The sequence below is a fragment of the Paramesorhizobium leguminum genome, assembly GCF_003217235.1.
In the GTDB taxonomy this organism is placed as follows: domain Bacteria; phylum Pseudomonadota; class Alphaproteobacteria; order Rhizobiales; family Rhizobiaceae; genus Paramesorhizobium; species Paramesorhizobium leguminum.
Genome location: NZ_QJTF01000034.1, coordinates 1 through 20,504, shown reverse-complemented (window position 1 = coordinate 20,504; position 20,504 = coordinate 1). Strand labels below are relative to the sequence as shown.

The window sequence follows — 20,504 nt, the reverse complement described above, 5'->3', positions numbered from 1 at the left end:
TCGTCGTGGCGCTGCCGTGTAGAATTTGTCCCATAGCGAATCTCTCCAAGCTTGCGAAAAGAATGCACCATCAAAGTCTGGGATCAAACACCTAATAAAAACATAGACTGATGTAAACGGTCCTGCAGGCTCATCGCGTGGATCAAATCCGCGGCTCTGGCCGGGTGGTTACGCTTCCTCATAAGCTCCTCCGCGTAAGCGTCGAGGAGCTTTTTGCGTTTTGCCTCCGTCTCCAGCTCCCCTGTCTCAATCCGTGCCAGATAATCGTGGTGCCTCAGCAGCTTGAAGCGCTCCTCCATGATCGTTGCCGCGTCCATGGCGGCCAGGATCGAGGCGATGCGGCCGTGCACTTCGAGCGATGCCGGCTGATGGCCGGGCGTCTTGCCGATCACCACCTTCTGCACGAGTTGCCGAACGATATCGACAAACGGCTGCTTGGTCGCCGTGTCTGCATGATCGCGCAGATAGAAAAGCAGCGTATCGAGGACGAGTTGGGCTGTATCCGGATTGATCTGAGCGCGCAGCTCGGCCAGCCGCTCCGCCATGTCATCAGGTGCATCGCTGCCCTGCGCCGTCAGTTGCCTCGAAAGATCGGCCCGCTTCTCCTCTAGCCGATCGAGCATGTCGTCGAGCGCCGCGAGGCGAGGGCGGCCCTCGGCAGCGCGGTCGCTGATCTGCTGGATAATGTTCTTCTGCTCCTGTTCAACCTTGTCCAGTTCCGCCTGCAACTGCCGGCTCTCGGACGGCTTCGACTTGAGCTTGGCTACCTGCCGCTGCAGAACCTCCGCCGCCACCCTCTCGAAAATTCCCAGATGCAGGAAGGCGGCCGGCAGGCAGGCGAGAACACGGTCGGCGAGCTTGCTGAGGCCGGATCTATTGCCACGCCCGTCGGCTGGTATCTGAAATTCACGCCGAAGCCCGGTTATTACGGCCCGGCCAGGGTTGGCTTCCGGCTCACCAGCGCGCTCGGCATCTCCAATACCGGCACGGTGACCTACAATCTCGGTCTCGATACGGCGGAGGTCACCGAAGAGATCGATGCGCTTGTGCATGGCTTCGTGCGGTCGCGCCAGAGCCTGATCGCATCGACCGTGAAGGTGCCGGGACTTCTGGAACGCCGGCGAAACCAGACTGCGACGGATCCCATAACCGCCCGGATGACGCCATCGCAACAGGGTATTACGCTTGGCTTCGCCACCAGCCTTGCGCAGATGGAAGCGGCGCGCAATTCCGCCGACGGCATCGAAGGCGGCTCTTCCCTCCTCTACAACATCTGGGTCGACGGCGCGTTCCTGACGCATAACCGCGACGACGACGATAATGACAGCCGGTGGGGCAATTTCGCCATGGTGTCCGCGGGAGCCGATTATCTTTTGTCGGAAAGAGCGCTTATCGGCCTCTCCTTTCATTACGACCGGATGACAGACCCGACGGAAGACGATGCGGAACTCACCGTCAATGGCTCGCTCGCCGGCCCCTATGCCTCCTTCGAGGTGGGCAAGGGCGTCTTCTGGAACACGAGCCTTCTCTACGGCGGTTCCTCGAACGATATCGACACGGAGTTCTGGGACAGGACGTTCGACACCCGCCGCTGGCTTTTCGATACCTCCATTACCGGCCAGTGGAAGCTCGACGATGTCACCGTGCTGACGCCGAAGCTGCGAGCGGTCTATTTCTCGGAAGAGGTCGATGACTACGCGGTCAAGAGCGGCTCTGGCGATGAGATCGGACTCGACGGCTTCACGGAAGAGCAGTTGCGCGTCAGTCTCGGAGCCGAAATCGCCCGTTCGTTCACGCTTGAGGACAGCAGGGTGTTCACCCCGACGCTCGGTGCGACCGCTGGATTTTCGGGCCTGGATGGAGAGGGCTTGTTCGGTTCAGTTTCCGCAGGCCTGTCATTGCAAACCTCCGACGCCTGGAGCATCGATACAAGTCTTCTCTTCAACATCGAGGGCGACGGCGAAACATCCGTCGGGGCGAAGGCCGGCCTGGGAACGCGGTTCTGAGAAGTGTGCGAACAACTGGACGACTATGGCAGGGTGTACCAGGTCGTCCGTCCGCCACCTTGCCGAACCAAATGTCCCTTTTCGACAAGTTGGCGGAACTGCTGCTTCAATGTATTTCGGCTGGCGCCTGTCAACGCGATGATTTCGCCAATGCTCACACGGCCATGCTCACGGGCATGGTCAAGAATGCGCAACGACAACTCAGGCAGCTTCGGCAGCACCAGCTTCTCACGTTCGACCTTGCCGGCTAGCCGCTTCATCTGCCGCTGCAAGGCGCGCAGAAAAAAGCCCAGCCAAGGCTGCCAATCGGGTGCGTTGCTGCGGATCGAGCCCTGTGTCTGCCGAAGGGCAAGGTAATAGGCCTCCTTGCTCTGCTCGATCACGCTTTCGAGCGAGCTATAGGGCACGTAGGCGTAGCCAGCCTGCAGCAATAGCAACGTCGTCAGAATCCGGCTGAACCGGCCGTTGCCATCTTGGAAGGGATGGATTTCCAGGAAAACGACCGTGAATACCGCGATTACGAGCAGGGGGTGCAGCCGCCGTTGCTCACGCTCGGCTGTCAGCCAGCCGACGAGTTCCGTCATCAGGCGTGATGTATCGAAGGGCGTTGCCGTCTCGAAGACGATACCGATTTGTTTGCCTTCCTCATCAAATGCGGCGACGCTGTTTGAAGATGTTTTGTAGTTGCCGCGATGCCACGCATCCTTTTCGCTGTAGGCGAGCAGATCGCGGTGCAACTGCTTGATATGGTTTTCGGTGAGCGTGATGTCTTCCCAGGCGCGAAAGATGAGTTCCATCACTTCGGCGTAGCCAGCCACCTCCTGCTCATCACGCGTGGCAAAGGATTTGATCTCCAGATTGGCGAGCAGCCGTTCGACGTCCCGATCCGAGAGCTTGCTGCCTTCAATGCGGGTCGACGATCCGATGCTTTCAATGGTGGCAACGCGCCGCAAGGCCGAAAGCCGCTCTGGCGCCAGGGTTCCCAGTGCGCGCCACGCGCCCTTGAACTCATCGATATCGGCGATGAGCGCCAAGATTTCCTGCGTGACCAGAATCGTTCCCGTATTAATCATACCTGTATATACACCCAATTACGCCTATATAGGCAATACCATTTTGACACCCATTTACACCCGAATGACATGAGTAACAATCGCAGTGACAATTGGACCTGTCACGGGAGCGTGTGGTCCATTTCGACCAATATTCGGGCAAGCCATTGACCGAATTACGGGCCGCTGGGCAATTGGCTGGAATGGGGTATCAAGGTGCATATGAGGCAGGAATTTGGGCCTTGCGGACCAGCTTGTCCCTCACCGCCGCGAACGTATTCGGGGCTGCGCAGAAGCCGGAACCTGCGGTGGATGTGAAGACGCTGCACGCCAAGATCGGGGAGTTGTCTCTGGAGAACGATTTTTTATCCGGCGCGCTCACCAAAGCGGGACTGTTGGAGAGCGCAAGGAAATGATCGACCGGGGCCATGAACTGTCCATCACCCGCCAGGCCAAGGCACTGGGGATAAGCCGCAGCATCGTCTATTATCTGCCGCAGCCGGTGCCGGCGGCGGACCTCAAGTTGATGCGGCGCATCGACGAACTGCATCTGGATTACCCGTTCGCGGGCTCTCGCATGCTACAGAAGCTTTTGAAGCGTGACGGCTTTGAGGTTGGGCGCCTGCATGTGCGGACCTTGATGAAACGCATGAGGATAGCAGCGCTTTACCGCAAGCCGCGCACTTCGGCGCCCGGCGACGGGCACAAGGTCTACCCCTATCTGCTTCGAAATCTGGCAGTGACGAGACCAAACCAGGTCTGGGCCACGGATCTGACCTATATCCCGATGGCGCGCGGGTTCTGCTATCTGATCGCCGTCATCGACTGGTTCACGCGCAAGATCCTGTCGTGGCGGTTGTCGATCACCATGGACGCGGCCCCCTGCCTCGAGGCGCTCGAGGAGGCGCGGGCCAGATACGGCAAGCCCGACATATTCAATTCCGATCAGGGCAGTCAGTTCACCAGCCATGATTTCACCAAGGTGCTGCTCGATCAGAAAATCCAGGTCAGCATGGATGGCAAGGGTGCATGGCGCGACAACGTCTTCGTCGAGCGGCTGTGGCGGTCGGTGAAATACGAGGAGGTGTATCTCAAGGCCTATGACAGTGTGCGCGAGGCGCGCGCATCCATCGCAAAATATCCGGACTTTTATAATCAGAAACGGCCACATTCCAGCCTTGACGGCAGGACGCCGGATGAGGCCTACTTCACCCCGCTACCGCTTCCCGAAGCGGCTTAACCATTGGCAGCATTCCACTTATAAATCGGGATAACCTGTCCAAACAAACCGAGCCACTTCTCGGAAACATCAGTCCGACAGGCTGCTAGCCGCCTCAAAGTCGGCCATATCCGGGTAACGGGATCGGAAATCGGCATAGGTTCTGGCGATACCATCCTTCAGCGAGGTTTTCGCACGCCATCCAAGTGCATTCATCTTTTCGATACTCAGTAGCTTGCGCGGCGTTCCATCCGGTTTCGAACTGTCAAAGGCGATTTCCCCATCGAAGCCAACAATCTCCATTACTGTCTTCGTAAGTCCGTGAACCGTTACGTCATCGCCCGTTCCGATATTGATAAGATCTTCACCGATCTCCTTTTCCATAAGGAAGACGCAAGCATCCGCCATGTCCTCTACGTAGAGGAATTCTCGTCTAGGCATTCCGGACCCCCACACAACAAGGTGGCGATCACCGCGGATTTTAGCTTCATGTGCCTTACGGATAAGCGCCGGTAGCACATGGCTGCCACTTAGGTCATAATTGTCGTTAGGGCCATAGAGATTGGTCGGCATGACGGAAACGTAATGGGTTCCATACTGGCGATTGTAGCTTTCGCACAATTTTATGCCTGCGATCTTCGCAATGGCGTAAGGTTCATTGGTGTGTTCCAGCGTTCCGGTCAGTATATATTCCTCGCGTATAGGCTGGGGACAATTCCGTGGGTAAATGCAACTGGAACCGAGAAACAGCATGCGCGGAACCCCGGCTCGGTACGCCGCATCGATGATGTTCGCTTCGATCATTAGATTCGTATAAATGAAGTCCGCCGGGTATACGTTATTAGCGTAAATACCGCCCACTCTTGCCGCAGCCATGAAAATATAGTCTGGCTTTTCCCGGTTGAGGAATTGGGTAACAGCCTGTTGGTTTACAAGATCCAGCTCGGCATGGCTGCGGGTAATAATATTCGTATAGCCCCCCAATTGTAGACGGCGAACAATGGCTGACCCGACCATCCCTCGGTGGCCGGCAACATAAATCTTTGCTCTTTTCATGATTTACTCGGCATAAGCGTATGTTGGAAAACCATGCTTCTTGACAAGTTCATCACGCTCTGCGGATCTGAGATCGTGGCGCACCATCTCTGCGACAAGCTCTTCGAAAGTTATTTTGGGCGTCCAGCCGAGCTTTTCCCTCGCCTTGGTCGCGTCGCCGAGCAAGGAGTCCACTTCCGTTGAACGGAAATACCGATGATCAACGGCCACGACGCATGCGCCATGTTCGTCATATCCTTTCTCGTTCACGCCTTCGCCCCTCCAGGTAATGGACATACCTATTTCCTTGGCGGCGGTATTGACGAAGTCTCGCACACTGAATTGTATGCCGGTCGCAATGACGAAATCTTCCGGCTCGTCCTGCTGCATCATCATCCATTGCATCTCGACATAATCGCGAGCATGACCCCAGTCACGTTTCGCATCCAGATTACCAAGATAAAGACAATCTTGTAGACCCAGCTTGATACGTGCAAGCGCACGGGTGATCTTGCGAGTGACGAAGGTTTCTCCACGCACGGGGCTTTCGTGGTTGAAGAGAATGCCATTACACGCATAAATACCATAGGCTTCGCGATAATTGATTGTAATCCAGTAAGCGTAAAGTTTCGCGACCGCGTAAGGCGAACGTGGATAAAACGGCGTTGTTTCACGCTGCGGAACTTCGCGTACAAATCCGTAGAGTTCGGACGTGGAAGCCTGATAAAAACGCGTCTTTTTCTCAAGTCCCAGAATGCGGATGGCTTCGAGAACGCGGAGAGTCCCAAGCGCGTCGGAATTGGCCGTATACTCCGGTTCTTCGAAGGAAACGGCGACATGTGACTGGGCGGCCAGATTGTAAATTTCGTCCGGCTGAACTTGTTGGATGATGCGAATGAGACACGACGTATCCGTCATGTCCCCATAATGCAGCACCAAGCGGCGATTCTTGTTATGCGGGCCTTGGTAAAGGTGATCGATACGATCAGTATTGAATAAAGAAGTACGGCGCTTGATGCCGTGCACCTCGTAACCTTTTTCCAGGAGGAGTTCAGCAAGATAGGAACCGTCTTGGCCAGTTATTCCCGTGATGAGGGCAACACGAGGACGATAAAAATAGGTCGATGACTGAAGCAAGGCTCATTATTCCTCTTCGCTATTTCTGTACTGGATGTTGATGGTAACTTTCGAAAATAGATCATTATCTATGCAATCTATGTATCCATAGACCTCCCCCAGCCATTTCGGTGTACTCATTTATAAATGTGTAATCAATTCTGTACAATGATATGTATAAGGTCAAGCATAATAATAAAAATACCAAATGAAATATCACATCCAACTTATATTGTGTGAAGTAATATCGGAATGTAGTGAATTACGGCTTCCGGCTTTCGATGCCGAACATCTTCTTTTTAGCTGTCCGTCGAAATAGACGCATGTGCCGTTTCCATGAATAAATTCGAAATACCAAGGGAAGAATTAAATAAAAATCTCTAACCCCATATCGTTCAAGGATATCCATCTTTTTTTTTTTGATATGTATTGCCTTGATACCCACACACGGTAGGCCATCATCCACTTGTGTCGAATTATCGGCCAAAATGACACCCGTAGGTATGCCTTTTTAGAGAACTCATCAAAAATAAGTATGTTATCATCAATTATCTTACCGGACTTGATATTTTCTTGCGTTATTTGCGCGCTGTGGCAACGAATAGCGCAAAGAGGACTTGCGATGCTGTATAAGTCACCTCGCTCTAACAGTCGGAACCACATGTCCATGTCCAGCAATTGAGGCAGGTCATTACGAAACTCGGAGCGCGCGTCTGACTTTCTAAACATGGTGGCGGTGGGTTCACCGATAAAATTCCCCCCAAAAAGACATCTGTTGATTGCTTCATATCCGGAAACCACGGCCGTGCGGGATGAATAACGACGAAGCCCAAGAGGCCGCGACTCATTGATGTTCGTGCGACCGCTGCATACCAGGGAAACCGTCGGATGCGATTCCAATACCGCCGCCATCTGCTCCAGGCATCCCGGCAAGAGAAAATCGTCCGCGCACAAATATTTTATGTATTCGCCTTGAGCATGCTCAAGGCATTTGTTGAAATTCCCGGCCAGCCCAATGTTTGTTTCGTTCTTGAAGAAATGAATCTTATCCGACTGCAACAAGAGCTCCGAGAGCAACACCTCCGTACCGTCCGTCGAGCAATTATCGACGATTACGATTTCGAAACTGGGATATTCCTGCTGTAGCGCAGAAACAACAGCTTCTCTGATGTAGCGTGCGCCATTATAGGTTGGAATGCAGATACTTACTTTGGGTGGATGAGTCATGTGGAACCGCCCCGTTGCACGGCAGCCAGCCTCGATTCAAGCTGCCCTGATGAGCCCGTCAAAATCCCGGGGGCTTGATCAGCATTCCCTGCCCAGTCGGGAGCGACAGAATGGTAACGCCGCGTTCTGCGGCAAATTTATCCATCGCAACTTTCTGAGAACGATAACTATAGTAAGCATAATCATCGAACACGATGATTGCACCATCCACAAAACGTGGCCAAAGGAATTCCATCGCTGCAACTTCTGGAGGGCTACAATTCATATCGATACTGGCAAAGGCAATTTTTTTGGAGTCTATCTGACTGAGAGTCTCCGGAATTGCGCCCTGGATTATCTTAACATTTTTCCATTCTGAAAAATTTTGGCGCACGGGCTCGATATCGGTAGTATACATCCCAGATGCGATCATTGTGGTGTTCTTTTCTACTGCACCAGTAGCCAAATCTTCCTGCGAAACATAGCGCATATCAATTCCGTTAAACGTATCCAAAAGATAGAAAATCTTGTCGCGACTGACCCAATCCAGATAATGCATGATCGCCGAAGATAGAAAGCCTCGGTTGACGCCACATTCGACAAAATCACCCGGAAGTTTTGCAGCGAGTGAGGCGGCCCAAAGCCCGACGTGGACGCGCCAATGCCACATATAGTCATTACCGCCGGTGGCCTTGACACCACGTGCATAAGCTGCCGAAAATGCCGGCTGCCTCATGAAGTCGTGGTTGTGGATGCTTCGCAAACCATCTTGATCGTAGACGGAACCTGGTACTTCTGAGACATCTATATCAACGGGAAAAACTAATGATCCAGCATTACGTTCGGCAATTTTTCTTTTCAGCAACTTGATCACAGTCCGGCTCTCCTAGTTACACAATGGATGCCGCCCCATATGCTTGGACGCGGCCTTTTCTCGCGGCAAATCACGTTGTTGCTAATAATTCAAACGTCTTCCTAGGGTATTTTGATAGTATCATCAATAGATTTGTGCGAACTCCATTGTTGCGGCACGCCTCAAGAACTTCACGATTTAACAAAAGCTTGCTTCTCCAGCCTGCGTTGCTGATCCCGCCGGTTTGCATTCGAACCAGTGTTTCAGGTATATGTTCCGCTTTAATCTGCTTTTCCCAAAAGGCACGAATGATGAAATCATAGTCACCCGCAATTTTGTAGCGTGTATCGAAGTTGCCGATACGTCTATATATATCAGCAGTCATGAAGAGAGCCGGATGCGCGGGCATCCAGCCCCATGCCAGCCGCGCCGGCGTAAAACTACCCGAGCGGTAGCGGCGAATAACCCGCTCCGGAAAGGCGGCGCTGGAGAAGACGACATCTCCATACAACACTTCCAAATCTCGTTGCATCATTTGCGTGGCTACACGGGCCACCACGTCCGGATGAGTATATATATCATCGGAATTCAGAAAACAGATTATATCGCCGGTTGCTTGAGTTAACCCCTTGTTCATGGCGTCATAGGGTCCCGTGTCGGGCTCGCTAATAAAATAGGCGATTTGCGCCCTGTGAGCATTGATTATTTCTTGAGTTCCATCGGTCGAAGCGCCATCGATCACAATGTGTTCAATATTTGACGAAGTCTGCGAACGAACAGACTCGAGCGTTGCGGCAATAGTTTTGGCGCTATTACGGCAGACAGTAATGATTGATACTCGACGGTGCATGAAAGACCTGCATAGCGATGTAAGTTGATTATTAGTGTAATTAGCGAGGGTATTTCCAGCAATTACGAAATTAAACTATTAATTGCTTTAAGTCCACATAATTTCAAGATTAAACTCATGGTGATTAAGAGTTATTTTACTATATGCAATAACGCTATGGTTTTTGCAGGATTTTTCTGAAAATTCCAGCACTCCAGTTCCGCTGCTGATTTTACTTATTCCGTTTCTACAAAAACCGAAAACATTCGGCCATGGTGGAATCCATAAGCCTATATCAACAAGCAATAATTTGGCGCCTATTTCAAATAAGTCAAATTTAGAAGAATTATTTATATTTTACTTGCATGTCGAATTTTGTTTTGATTGTATTGATGCGAGACGAGTTTAGTATGTAACCAGGCTTAAACGTGGGGGTGACTGTGTTTGTTTATGGTAACGCTCTTGGGGAAATTAAGCTTAATTCGTAGGATGAACAAGTTCTATCGGAACTCGCGAGCGAACGATGCTCCAATTATTCGAGCATGGCTTTGCGACACGCTACTAAAATTCTAAAATTAAACTGTGCTGTGAAGGCGCCGATGCAGTATTCCAGCTGTTCATCCGCCCCGACCGGACGCATGTCCGATACCCCAGCAACACACCCATCCGGGCCTGTGCAGCGCCCCTATGCCCAGTTTATTGCGAGACAAGGATAAAAAGCATGAAGACTGTTATCCTGGCCGGGGGACTAGGAACCCGACTGTCTGAAGAGACGCACCTAAAGCCGAAGCCCATGTTGGAGATCGGGGGCCGTCCGATCCTGTGGCATATAATGAAGATCTACAACCATTTCGGCTTGCGTGATTTTGTCATCTGCCTGGGCTATCGCGGCTACATCATCAAGGAATACTTCGTCAACTACGCCCTGCACATGTCCGATGTAACGATAAGCGGACGTACCGGGCAGCTTGAATTCCACAATAAGCGTGGTGAGGACTGGCGCGTCACCCTGGTCGATACCGGTGAGCAGACGATGACCGGTGGCCGGTTGAAGCGCGTCAGGCATCTACTGGCCGAAGATGACGCTTTTTGCATGACTTATGGAGACGGTCTGTCCAATCTGAATATCAAGAGTTTGATTGCTTTCCATAAGACGCACGGCAAAATGGCAACGGTGACCGCGGTGCCGCCTCCCGGACGCTTCGGCATTCTGCATATGAACGGCGACGAGAAGAGCCTCGTCGCCAAGTTTGGAGAGAAAACGGAAGCCGCTTTCGACTCGATCAACGGCGGCTTCTTCGTCCTCAGTCCCGCATGCCTCGACCTGATATCCGGTGACGAAACGCCTTGGGAAGACGATCCCATGCAGGCACTGGTCAATAAGAACCAGCTGATGGCTTACCATCACGATGGGTTTTGGCAGCCCATGGACACACTCCGCGAGAAGCACAAGCTGGAGGCGCTTTGGGCCAGCGGCGCTGCGCCATGGAAGGTGTGGGGCGATGAATAAGAGCTTCTGGAACGGCAAGAAAGTCCTTATCACCGGCCATACCGGCTTCAAGGCGGGCTGGATGTCGGTCTGGCTTAAAGCCGCCGGTAGCCGCTTGTTCGGCGTCTCCATAGGCCGTGTATCGGATCCAGACTTCTTCACAGTCTGCGAGTTACCGTCGATTTTCGAGCAGGATTGGCGCATGGATATTCGGGATCTTCGGTCGGTGCGCCAAGTCATGGCCGAGACCAAGCCGGATATCGTGATTCATATGGCGGCCCAGCCGATCGTTCGATATGGCTTGATGAATCCGGCTGAAACCTTTGCGATCAATGTGGTGGGCACCGCCAATGTGCTACAGGCGGCCAACGAAACACGCTCTATCCGGGCGATCATAAATGTCACTACCGACAAAGTGTATCGCAATCTCGAATGGGTTTGGCCCTATCGCGAGAGCGACGCCCTGGGTGGGAAGGATCCCTATTCCAGCTCGAAATCCTGCGCTGATCTTTGCGCTCAGTCGTTCTATCAAACGTATTTCAAGGACGAAGGGGTGGGTCTGGCGAACGTACGCGCGGGCAATGTCATTGGTGGAGGTGACTGGGCGGCCGACCGGCTGCTACCCGATTTCTTTCGCGCCCTGGATGCCGGCGAGCCGCTTCGAATACGCAATCCGGCCTCTGTTCGCCCCTGGCAGCATGTACTGGAACCCGTGGGAGGTTACCTAACCCTTGCCGAGCGACTGTACGAGGCCCCTTCCGTCTACTCTGGGGAATGGAATTTCGGCCCCAGGGATGTGGATTGCAAACCAGTGAGCTGGATGATCGATTACCTCACGGCCAGCGCTCCGGTCAGTCTGGCGCAGGAGTCGATCGCCAACGATAAAGAAGCAAGACTGTTAAAGCTCGACAGCTCAAAAACAATGACTGAACTGGGGTGGTCCTGTCGGCTGCCGGTGGAACAGGCTTTGGATTTTTGCCTCGACTGGCACCAGGCTTGGCGTGCCGGAGAAGCACTTGCACGCACAAGGGCGCAAATTGAGGCATATGATGCCAAGGGATGAAAGATTTATCTTGAACCCGCTGGGCTTGGTGGGCGCTTACAGAATTACCTGCAGGAAGCTCGAGGATGAACGTGGTTTCCTGGAGCGCATGTTCTGCGGCAGAGAATTGGCTGAACGCGTGGGGTTTGGCACTATAGCCCAGATCAACCGGACGTTCACCCGCTTAGCCGGAGTCGTCCGCGGGATGCATTATCAAATGCCGCCCAGCGCTGAGGCCAAGATGGTGACTTGTCTCCACGGCAAGATTCTGGATGTTATAGTCGATCTTCGCAAGGGCTCCCCAACTTTTCTGCACCATGCCGCGATTACGCTATCGGCGGATGACAACTGCGTCCTGTTCGTGCCGCGCGGCTTCGCTCACGGTTTCCAGACCCTGCAGCCGGATACTGAGCTTCTGTATCTGCATGACAATTATTACGATCCAGGACATGAACACGGTTTGTTCCCGCTTGACCCGGAGCTTGGCGTTCGGTGGCCGCTACAGATCAGTCAAATATCGGACCGCGACCGCAGCCATCCAATTATATCGAAAGATTTCGAAGGGGTAATCTTATGAAATGCCGTCATTGTGGTACGGAAATAACGCAACCCTTCTGCGACCTCGCCTGCTCTCCTCCCTCCAATGCCTATTTAAGCGAGAAGCAGTTGGACACGGCGGAAGTCTGGGCTCCGTTACGAACCTTTGTATGCCACAGCTGTTTTCTCGTTCAGACGCAGGATTTCCACACTCCAGGCGAACTGTTCGCGACCGACTACGGTTATTTTAGCGCCACAAGCGCCTCTTGGCTGAAGCATTGCGAGACTTATGTCGATCAGATTGCCGATCGATTGCAACTGGGCCCCGCTTCATTTGTGGTGGAACTGGCCTCCAATGACGGCTACCTGCTGCAATATGTAAAGCGGCGCGGCATTCCTTGTCTTGGTATCGAGCCTACGCTGAGCACGGCCGAGATGGCACGAGCAAAAGGCATCGAGGTCATCACCGAGTTTTTCGGAATGGCTTTGGGAGAGCAGTTGGCTGCGCGAGGGCGTGCAGCAGATCTGGTGATCGGCAACAATGTATTGGCGCATGTCCCCAATATCAACGACTTCCTGAGCGGAGTGACCAAGCTGTTGAAGGACGATGGCGTGGCAACCTTTGAGTTCCCCCATTTGCTGCAACTCATTCGCCACAACCAGTTCGATACAATTTATCACGAGCACTACTCCTACCTCAGCCTGCAAGCTGTCGAACGCATCGCACGTCATGTTGGGCTGCAGGTATTCGATGTGGACGAATTGCCCACCCATGGAGGAAGTTTGCGAGTGCATCTGCAGCGCGCCGATACCGGACAACGGTCCGAGAGCGCCAACCTCGCTGCACTGCGGCAAAAAGAAGTCGAGGCGGGCTTCGGCAATGTCGAAACCTATGGCAGCTTCCAATCAATCGTAAATGGCATCAAGTTCGCGCTTTTGGAATTCCTGCTGGAGCAGCGCCGAGCTGGAAAAAAGGTGGCTGCCTATGGAGCTGCCGCCAAAGGCAACACGCTTCTGAACTTCTCTGGCGTGAAAAGGGATTTGATACCTTATGTGGTGGACCGCAGCCCCGGGAAACTGGGCCGCTATCTCCCTGGCTCGCGCATTCCAATCGTGTCGGAAGACCGGATTCATGCCGAACGTCCGGATTATATAGTAGTCCTGCCTTGGAATATCACCGACGAGATCGAGCTACAATTGTCTTATGTGCGGGAATGGGGCGCCAAATTCGTGCGCGCCGTTCCTGAATTGCGAGTATGGTAACATGGCGCCCCGGATCATTGTTACGGGCGGGTCCGGCTTTATCGGCAGCCGGGTGTGCGCCAAGCTGGCGGCTGATGGGTGGGAAGTCCAATCTTGGACGCGAGGCCGCACCAAGCGGGACTCGACAAGCAGCGCCGACCGGATCGAGTGCCTCAAGATTGATATCTACGATGAAGCAGCAGTGCGAACCGCGCTAAAAGAGGCTGGCGCAAAGCAGATGATCCACCTGGCATGGGGGGGGCTGCCCAATTACTTGTCTTGCCATCACATGGATACCGAACTGGTGCGGCAAATCGGCTTCGTGCGCAGTGTAATCGAAGGCGGGATCGAACACCTGACCCTGACTGGAACATGCTTTGAATATGGCGCGCGCGACGGAGAACTGCGCGAGGATATGGACGGTCGTCCGACCAATCCCTACGGCTATGCGAAGCTGGCGCTATTGCGGTATGTGGAGTTTTTAAGGCGTGAGATGCCGTTTTCATACCGCTGGCTCCGCCTGTTCTACATGTACGGCGAAGGCCAAGGCCCGACTTCGCTCTACACGCTTCTCCGCGCCGCCTATGCGCGAGGCGATCCGACCTTCGACATGTCGGACGGCCACCAAATCCGCGACTTCATGCCGGTTGGCGAGGTTGTATCCAAGATCATAGCGCTGCACGCCGCAGATGTCCCGGACGGCGTCTTCAACGTCTGCTCCGGTCATCCCGTCTCCGTTCGCCAACAGGTCGAGAAATGGATTTCCGACTGGGGATACGATGTACAATTGAATCTTGGAAAATTGCCAATTCCTCCATATGAACAATTGGCCTTCTGGGGAAGTAATGATAAGACCAATTTTATGGTAATGGAGAAAAACTAAATATGCAAAAGCTGAAACTTGTCATCATGCTGGCGAAGAATGAATTAAGAGGAAGATATCGCGGCACTCTAATCGGTAAACTTTGGCTGTTTGTCACTCCATTGGTCACGCTAGTGCTTTATTCCTTGGTTTTTTCGAATATTTTCAAGGCGCGATGGGAGTTCTTGGGTGCAAATGTCTATACGAATTATGCCATAGTTCTTTTTCCAGGGCTGATGATGTATCAATTGATGATGGATGTGCTGGGGAAGGGAGGGGGGGCTTATGATGCTTATGCGCCGCTTACGACCAAACTCAATATCTCGACACGTGACTTGATCTTGGGAGGGGTTCTGGCAAGTCTCATTCCTTTCTGGGCCGCCATCGCAATCTGGTATTTAGGGGTTTCCGTACTGTTCGGGCTCACCCCGCGTGGCGGCACTCTAGTGCTACTCATAGCTTTTGTGTTCAGCATATTCTGCGTAGGACTGGCTTTTCTATCGACTGTCATCGGTGCATTGTTAAAGGATTGGCTGCAGTTTCTTGGTATTATCAGCATGGGTCTGTTGTTTATCTCACCGATCCTCTACCCAACCGAACATTTGCCTGCTGCCCTCCAGAACTTCGTTTATCTAAATCCTCTCTCCCATTTTATTGACATCATCCGCCACGGCGCGTTTCAGCCGGATATCCCATTCTCATTACTCACATCCCTCCTGCCGGTTTTGGGGGCAACAATCGCGGTATTGGTAGTTGGCATCTGGCTTGAGCATGTACTTGGGAGGTTCACACATGAATGATCATGCCATTTACCAGCTTCCGGTAGCAGTTGAAGCCCGCAATCTCGGTAAATCCTATCGCAAGCACAAGAGCAGCGTGGCGCGGATAATGGATTTTGCCAACTACCTTCTCAGGGGAAGGCGATCATCGCGCTTTTTCGAGACCAGCCATGTGCTGCGCGACATTGAATTGGCAGTGCGCGAGGGCCGTTCCCTTGGCATCATCGGACAAAACGGCTGCGGCAAGTCCACCCTTCTTAAGATGGTCGCTTCCATCATCAGTCCAACCAGCGGAACGCTAAAAGTCAACGGTCGGGTTGCTTCCATTATCGAACTGGGAGCCGGGTTCAATTTCGAAGATACTGGGCTACAGAATATTTACAGCTACTTGACTATGTATGCCATTCCATCGGCCGCTATTCAGGAAAAAGTACGACAGATCATCGAGTTCTCCGGTCTGGGCGAAAAGATCAGCGCCCCGGTCAAATCTTATTCCAGCGGCATGGTGGTGCGCCTCGCCTTTGCGATCATCGCCCATCTGGATGCGGATATTCTGCTGGTGGATGAGGCGCTGGCCGTGGGGGACGCGGTATTCTCACAGAAATGTATGCGCTTCATCCAAACGTTCAAGCAGCACGGCACGATCCTGTTCGTCAGTCACGATCTCAACGCGCTCCAAGCTATTTGCGACGAGGTGATATGGCTGCACGATGGCGTCATTCGCGCCCGCGGCCCCGCCCGTCCCGTCTGCGATGCCTATCTGGAGTTCACGTTGTCGGCCGATTATCCGGACTTGGTCCCGCAGGGGCACGCATTGCCACAGAAATTGCCATCCTCGTTGACCACAATTGCCGAAATGACGCTCGATGCGCCGACGGCGCGAGTGGAGATCAGCCCCGAACCAGACTTGAGCCGTGGTTTTGGAGGCAGTAAAGCCGAAATAGTCGATGTGGCTCTGCGCTCAATTACGGGCAAAGAGATCGGCGTACTTAAAGGTGGCGAAACGGTTGAACTAGCTATCCGTGCTCAAGTCAAAGTGGAGGTGAGTTCACCGATCTTCGGATTTATTGTGAAGAACAGCCGCGGCGTGGAAATCTTCGCCGAGAACACACTACACGATTTGCAAAATGGGCCCCTGTATTTTGAGGCTGGCGTGCAGTACGAGGCTGTATTCCGGTTCAGTTTTCCCATTTTGCCTAGCGGGGATTATACGGTCACGGCGGCTGTGGGTGAAGGCGATTTTTATCAGCATAAGCAACTGATTTGGCGTCACGATGTGTTGGTGCTGCGCGTGGCTTCAGAACGGTTTCGCTACGGACTGATAGGGCTGAACGATACGAGAGTTTCGGTATATCGGCATGAAATGGAGCTAGGCTAATATCATGCGTGGTTATGACAAATGGGAAGCTTACTTACCGCTTTACGAACAGATCATGCAGCAGGTCAAACCCGGCTCGGCCTATCTGGAGATTGGCGTACAGAATATGGGCTGGCTAGCCGCACTGGATCCGCAGGGCCTCTTCACCCGCTGTGTGGCGTGCGACATTGATCCTGCTGTTGCGGCGCATGCGGCTGGTACTCGTTTTACTGACATTGTAATAGGTGACTCTGCCACGGAAGCAACTTTCCGAAACGTCAGTGCGCTAAACGTGAACTTCGATCTTATCGTGGATGATGCCTCTCACACGCGGCAGAACATTTTGGCCAATTTTATGCTATACTGGCCGCTTCTGCGTGATGGCGGCCACTTTATGATCGAGGATTGCCATACGGATTTCAGCCCAGATTTTGCTGAAAATAATTACTTCGGTACATCAATTTATGAATTCTTCTCTTCATTGACTGAGTTGCCTACATTGAGCAACTTCGACGCCGCTCTTCGGTGTAATAACTTATCCTATCGAATTATGCGCCGCTTTCATTCGAAGGAGTATTCTGATGCTATTGCCGATAGTATCAAAAATATAACCTTTTCCAATTCCTGCATCTTGATAACCAAAGGGGACCCGTCCATCGGCGAGCACATTCTCTCCGGTGATGAATGGCCGGTCGTGCCGCGTACCCAGCTTAACTCCTTCTTCTTGCCGGCATTGGGGCGCATTGTCAAAAGTTTGCCGGAACTTGCCGTAGTCTATCTTAACCGCGGGATCACTCAGGCGGAGATTGAGGCCCGCGTTCGCTTTGTGGAAGCGTATCAACGCTACCGCCCTGCGGTGCCGCATCAGCTTTACGTTGTAAACAAAGGATTCACGGCGGAACAACAGTCGCAACAATACATGCTGTTCAAGGATTTGGAACCACGTTTCATCAACCTCGACGATGAAGGTTTGGATCTGACGGCCTATAGTAAGGCAGCCCTTCAAATCGAAGAGCGTATAGTTTTTTTTATGAATACGCATTCCGAACCGCTACATCCTGGCTGGCTTGACAAGGTATATGCCGCCTTTACCTCCAGCAGCCAGATAGGGCTCGTTGGGTGTACCGGCAGCGGGGGCCCTTTTGCCCCCGGATATTCGCACTATTCAAATTATCATATCCGTACGAACGGTTTCATGATCGCCAGAGAGGATTATCTGGATATGGTCAAAGGCCGACCGCTGAAAACAAAGTTGCAGGCCCATCAATTCGAAGCCGGTAAACAATCGATGACCTGGATGATCCATGCTTCTGGTCGCAAAGCACTGGTGGTTGGTAAACAAGGCATAGTAGACACGCGAACCCTTTGGCGGGCGGCCATTTTTCGCTCCGGGAACCAGAGCAACCTTCTGCTTGCGGATAATCAAACACGCGCTTATCAGGTAGCGCCGCTCCTCGATAAGCTAAGAGCGTGGACCGCCAGTCACTCCAGGCCATTTCAATTGCATCCTGAGCAGTTGCGGCGGCAGTTGCGCGACAAGCCATTCTCGAGCGTTGTCAAGCGATCGCTGGCATTGTTTCGCAGAGACAACAAACAGGGTCGCCCACAGAATTTTGATATACGGAAAGAAACACCGGGTTGCAGCCGTTTGGCTGTGGTGGTGCCAACTCATCTTGAGCAACTGGATGAACAATTCGCTGCAACGCTGCTGCATAATGCAACTCAGCTCCGAGACTATAAGCTAGAAATTGTCTTGCCTGAGACCAACAGCCCGTCATGGTATGAAAGCTTTTTCGCGAAACATGGCATCAACGGCACGGTTCGGCTGATGCCAGCAAAGTATTTCGGCAGCCCGGCTGCTGTCAACAAGATGGGTACCGATCCGGCATTTTACCGGGTGTATCAGGAGTTTGATTATATCCTGATTTGTCACCTAGACGCCTGGATATTCCGAGACCAATTGGCGTACTGGATGGAGCAGGGCTATGACTTTATCGGCGCGCCTCTTTTCCTTCCGGAAAACGGCAATGTACATTTCCTGAGGCGTATGGCGCCTTTTGGCGGCAATGGCGGCCTCAGTCTTCGGCGCGTAGCCAGTTGCATTCGGGTGCTTGAGACCTTCCATCCCGGTATCAATCCGTGGCGTGTTGCTCAAGCGATCTGGTTTCTGGCCCGCAACCGCCGGTGGGGCTTGATCATCGTCCTGTTCCGATTGCTGCGCGAGCTTTCACAGGATTGGCGCGGAACCTTTAATAAGTACAACATTTATGAGGACGTATTTTTCACGATCATTGCACCTCTGTGCGGCAATCGTATTTCCATACCTCCAAGCCGAATAGCAATGCAGTTTTCTTGCGAAGTGGAATACCCGATGCTTCAAAAGGAAGTCCTTTGTTTGGAACCGCCCATGGGCGTGCATGGCTACGACAAATATATCCAAACTGACTATCTAGATTATATACGAGGCTTTTTTGCGCGCAAACAGCAGTATTATGATGGCGAGGCGCACACGGATGCTCCGGTTGTGTCAGTCGTCATGATCGTCAAAAACCTCATTTCTTCGAGGAGGCTGGAGACTTTCGATCAAGCGCTCACATCGGTGATCAATCAGACTTATCATCGCTTAGAAGTTATAATTCTTGATGGAGGATCAACGGATGAGACACTCGAAGTGCTGCAGGGTCGTTATGGGGATGTGGATAAGATCGTTTTCCATTGTAAGGAAGACAACTCGATCTGGGAGGGCATGTTCAATGGTGTTGATCTGGCAAAAGGTGATTTAATCGCGTTCATGAATTCCGACGATTATTTTTGCACACTGGATGCTCTTGAATTGATGGTACATCGAATAGTGGATGAGGATGCAGATATGGTTTACGGGCGGGCCCTGGTGCTGACCGGTAGTGAAATCGAACTCTTCCCGACGCATCTCCATTCCGTGCTTAACTGCATGGGAATCGTACACCAGGCAACCCTAATCAAGAAGAGCGTACTTACGACGGTTCAGCCTTTTACGTCCGGCCATATCACGTCTGAGAACTACTTGTTCGTCGCTACGTTGATGGCTGGTTTCAAGATATTAGAGGTGCCGGAAACTCTTGTGCATTATCGTGCCGGGGGAATGAGTGCCGAGCTTTATGGCGGCCAGAATTTTGCACAGACCGTGGCTGACTATGTTGAATATATGAAGAAACTGACCACTGTGGGTCGCTACCTCAATGACCACGAGATCAATCTACTTTTGGGCTTCAGGGGGATGTATGAACTTGGACCAATCCGTTTCATTCGAATGATCCTGAAGATCCGTGACAGACGCCTACGACGATTGCTTCTTTCCTCGACATGGAATGCGCTCCGCCGGTATGGATTGAAGCGATTAGCCAAAGGCAAACTTCTCCATTGGAGAAAACGGTTATTATTCCGCGGGCACAATGCGTTACGAGGAAAAATATAACTTATGCCGGCAATCGAGGAACAGCCCGCTCGGCCAATCGCAGGAATCGTTGGTTGCATACCCCCGCAACCATCTCAAATTGCGACCCCGCTGCACACGCCGTATCCCTGCGCCGAGGGCCGTCTGGTGATTTGTAGAGCATGCCTTAAGCTCATGCCTTATGACATGGTCTCCAATTGTTTCCCCCATTGAAGTTCTGCCCGCTGATGGCCCTGGCCGTAGGCGGGAATGGACGAATACAGAGAAGGTCCGGATCGTCGAGGAAAGCCTGTGGGGTTACCGCCAGGGTTATGCGACGGCGCGGCGCTATGGGATTTCGCGATCGTTGCACCGTATGCCTGCGGCGAGGGCCGTCTAGTTTGATTTGTAGAGCATGGTCTAGGCTCATGCCTTATGACATGGTCTCCAGTTGTTTCCCCCATTGAA

16 protein-coding genes and 1 pseudogene are annotated in these 20,504 nt (G+C 52.7%); 10 read left to right on the top strand and 7 right to left on the bottom strand.

Annotated features, from left to right (window positions below):
* Positions 1 to 83: 83 nt before the first annotated feature.
* Positions 84 to 794 carry a hypothetical protein gene (locus C7477_RS19035; protein ID WP_181418464.1) on the bottom strand — a complete coding sequence of 237 codons (711 nt, stop codon included), beginning with the start codon at positions 792 to 794 and terminating at the stop codon, positions 84 to 86.
* Positions 795 to 812: 18 nt separating this feature from the next.
* On the opposite strand from C7477_RS19035, the gene C7477_RS17740 reads away from it, so the two are divergent.
* Complete coding sequence (locus tag C7477_RS17740) at positions 813 to 2,006, top strand: autotransporter outer membrane beta-barrel domain-containing protein (protein WP_110754603.1); 1,194 nt, start codon at positions 813 to 815, stop codon at positions 2,004 to 2,006.
* 23 nt (positions 2,007 to 2,029) lie between these two features.
* On the opposite strand, the gene C7477_RS17735 is transcribed toward C7477_RS17740, so the two are convergent.
* Positions 2,030 to 3,040, bottom strand: a complete 1,011-nt coding sequence (locus C7477_RS17735; protein WP_245411893.1) for a Fic family protein — start codon at positions 3,038 to 3,040, stop codon at positions 2,030 to 2,032.
* Positions 3,041 to 3,303: 263 nt separating this feature from the next.
* Between C7477_RS17735 and C7477_RS17730 the strand changes: the two are divergent.
* Positions 3,304 to 4,298 (top strand): annotated as a pseudogene (locus C7477_RS17730) (IS3 family transposase); the annotation flags it as partial.
* 69 nt (positions 4,299 to 4,367) lie between these two features.
* Here C7477_RS17730 and C7477_RS17725 read toward each other — a convergent pair.
* From C7477_RS17725 to C7477_RS17705, 5 genes are all read right to left on the bottom strand, one after another.
* On the bottom strand, positions 4,368 to 5,333 hold the full coding sequence (locus C7477_RS17725) for a GDP-L-fucose synthase family protein (protein ID WP_181418463.1): 966 nt from the start codon (positions 5,331 to 5,333) through the stop codon (positions 4,368 to 4,370).
* A gap of 3 nt (positions 5,334 to 5,336) precedes the next feature.
* Positions 5,337 to 6,449 (bottom strand): GDP-mannose 4,6-dehydratase, encoded by a 1,113-nt coding sequence (gmd, locus tag C7477_RS17720; RefSeq protein WP_110754597.1) that lies wholly within the window; start codon positions 6,447 to 6,449, stop codon positions 5,337 to 5,339.
* A gap of 345 nt (positions 6,450 to 6,794) precedes the next feature.
* On the bottom strand, positions 6,795 to 7,655 hold the full coding sequence (locus C7477_RS17715) for a glycosyltransferase family 2 protein (protein WP_110754595.1): 861 nt from the start codon (positions 7,653 to 7,655) through the stop codon (positions 6,795 to 6,797).
* A 58-nt stretch (positions 7,656 to 7,713) separates the two neighbouring features.
* Complete coding sequence (locus C7477_RS17710) at positions 7,714 to 8,508, bottom strand: TylF/MycF/NovP-related O-methyltransferase (RefSeq protein ID WP_210206162.1); 795 nt, start codon at positions 8,506 to 8,508, stop codon at positions 7,714 to 7,716.
* 70 nt (positions 8,509 to 8,578) lie between these two features.
* Complete coding sequence (locus C7477_RS17705; protein ID WP_110754593.1) at positions 8,579 to 9,337, bottom strand: glycosyltransferase family 2 protein; 759 nt, start codon at positions 9,335 to 9,337, stop codon at positions 8,579 to 8,581.
* Positions 9,338 to 10,037: 700 nt separating this feature from the next.
* Between C7477_RS17705 and rfbF the strand changes: the two genes are divergently transcribed.
* The 8 genes from rfbF to C7477_RS17665 are packed head-to-tail and all read left to right on the top strand — an operon-like array spanning position 10,038 to position 20,078.
* Positions 10,038 to 10,826 (top strand): glucose-1-phosphate cytidylyltransferase, encoded by a 789-nt coding sequence (gene rfbF, locus C7477_RS17700; RefSeq protein WP_110754591.1) that lies wholly within the window; start codon positions 10,038 to 10,040, stop codon positions 10,824 to 10,826.
* On the top strand, positions 10,819 to 11,868 hold the full coding sequence (gene rfbG / locus C7477_RS17695) for a CDP-glucose 4,6-dehydratase (RefSeq protein ID WP_110754589.1): 1,050 nt from the start codon (positions 10,819 to 10,821) through the stop codon (positions 11,866 to 11,868). Before rfbF ends, rfbG begins: the two co-directional genes overlap by 8 nt.
* A 10-nt stretch (positions 11,869 to 11,878) precedes the next feature.
* Positions 11,879 to 12,424 carry a dTDP-4-dehydrorhamnose 3,5-epimerase family protein gene (locus C7477_RS17690; RefSeq protein ID WP_245411892.1) on the top strand — a complete coding sequence of 182 codons (546 nt, stop codon included), beginning with the start codon at positions 11,879 to 11,881 and terminating at the stop codon, positions 12,422 to 12,424.
* Positions 12,421 to 13,647, top strand: a complete 1,227-nt coding sequence (locus C7477_RS17685) for a class I SAM-dependent methyltransferase (protein WP_110754585.1) — start codon at positions 12,421 to 12,423, stop codon at positions 13,645 to 13,647. The genes C7477_RS17690 and C7477_RS17685 overlap by 4 nt, the downstream gene beginning before the upstream one ends.
* Position 13,648: 1 nt before the next feature.
* A complete protein-coding gene (locus tag C7477_RS17680; RefSeq protein WP_181418462.1) occupies positions 13,649 to 14,509 on the top strand; it encodes an NAD-dependent epimerase/dehydratase family protein in 861 nt (286 codons plus the stop codon).
* Positions 14,510 to 14,511: 2 nt separating this feature from the next.
* The gene (locus C7477_RS17675; RefSeq protein ID WP_110754581.1) at positions 14,512 to 15,288 is read left to right on the top strand and encodes an ABC transporter permease; all 777 of its coding nucleotides are present in this window, start codon (positions 14,512 to 14,514) and stop codon (positions 15,286 to 15,288) included.
* Positions 15,281 to 16,645, top strand: a complete 1,365-nt coding sequence (locus C7477_RS17670; RefSeq protein WP_181418461.1) for an ABC transporter ATP-binding protein — start codon at positions 15,281 to 15,283, stop codon at positions 16,643 to 16,645. The genes C7477_RS17675 and C7477_RS17670 overlap by 8 nt, the downstream gene beginning before the upstream one ends.
* Before the next feature lie 4 nt (positions 16,646 to 16,649).
* Positions 16,650 to 20,078 carry a DUF5672 family protein gene (locus C7477_RS17665; protein WP_110754576.1) on the top strand — a complete coding sequence of 1,143 codons (3,429 nt, stop codon included), beginning with the start codon at positions 16,650 to 16,652 and terminating at the stop codon, positions 20,076 to 20,078.
* Positions 20,079 to 20,504: the final 426 nt, after the last annotated feature.

Bases quoted from the DNA above. Each gene is read 5' to 3' on its own strand.
- C7477_RS17670 (WP_181418461.1), top strand. From the start codon at position 15,281: ATGAATGATCATGCCATTTACCAGCTTCCGGTAGCAGTTGAAGCCCGC.
- C7477_RS17705 (WP_110754593.1), bottom strand. From the start codon at position 9,337: ATGCACCGTCGAGTATCAATCATTACTGTCTGCCGTAATAGCGCCAAA.
- rfbF (WP_110754591.1), top strand. From the start codon at position 10,038: ATGAAGACTGTTATCCTGGCCGGGGGACTAGGAACCCGACTGTCTGAA.
- C7477_RS17680 (WP_181418462.1), top strand. From the start codon at position 13,649: ATGGCGCCCCGGATCATTGTTACGGGCGGGTCCGGCTTTATCGGCAGC.
- C7477_RS17665 (WP_110754576.1), top strand. From the start codon at position 16,650: ATGCGTGGTTATGACAAATGGGAAGCTTACTTACCGCTTTACGAACAG.
- C7477_RS17685 (WP_110754585.1), top strand. From the start codon at position 12,421: ATGAAATGCCGTCATTGTGGTACGGAAATAACGCAACCCTTCTGCGAC.
- C7477_RS17715 (WP_110754595.1), bottom strand. From the start codon at position 7,655: ATGACTCATCCACCCAAAGTAAGTATCTGCATTCCAACCTATAATGGC.
- C7477_RS17725 (WP_181418463.1), bottom strand. From the start codon at position 5,333: ATGAAAAGAGCAAAGATTTATGTTGCCGGCCACCGAGGGATGGTCGGG.
- rfbG (WP_110754589.1), top strand. From the start codon at position 10,819: ATGAATAAGAGCTTCTGGAACGGCAAGAAAGTCCTTATCACCGGCCAT.
- C7477_RS17740 (WP_110754603.1), top strand. From the start codon at position 813: ATGCAGGAAGGCGGCCGGCAGGCAGGCGAGAACACGGTCGGCGAGCTT.
- C7477_RS17675 (WP_110754581.1), top strand. From the start codon at position 14,512: ATGCAAAAGCTGAAACTTGTCATCATGCTGGCGAAGAATGAATTAAGA.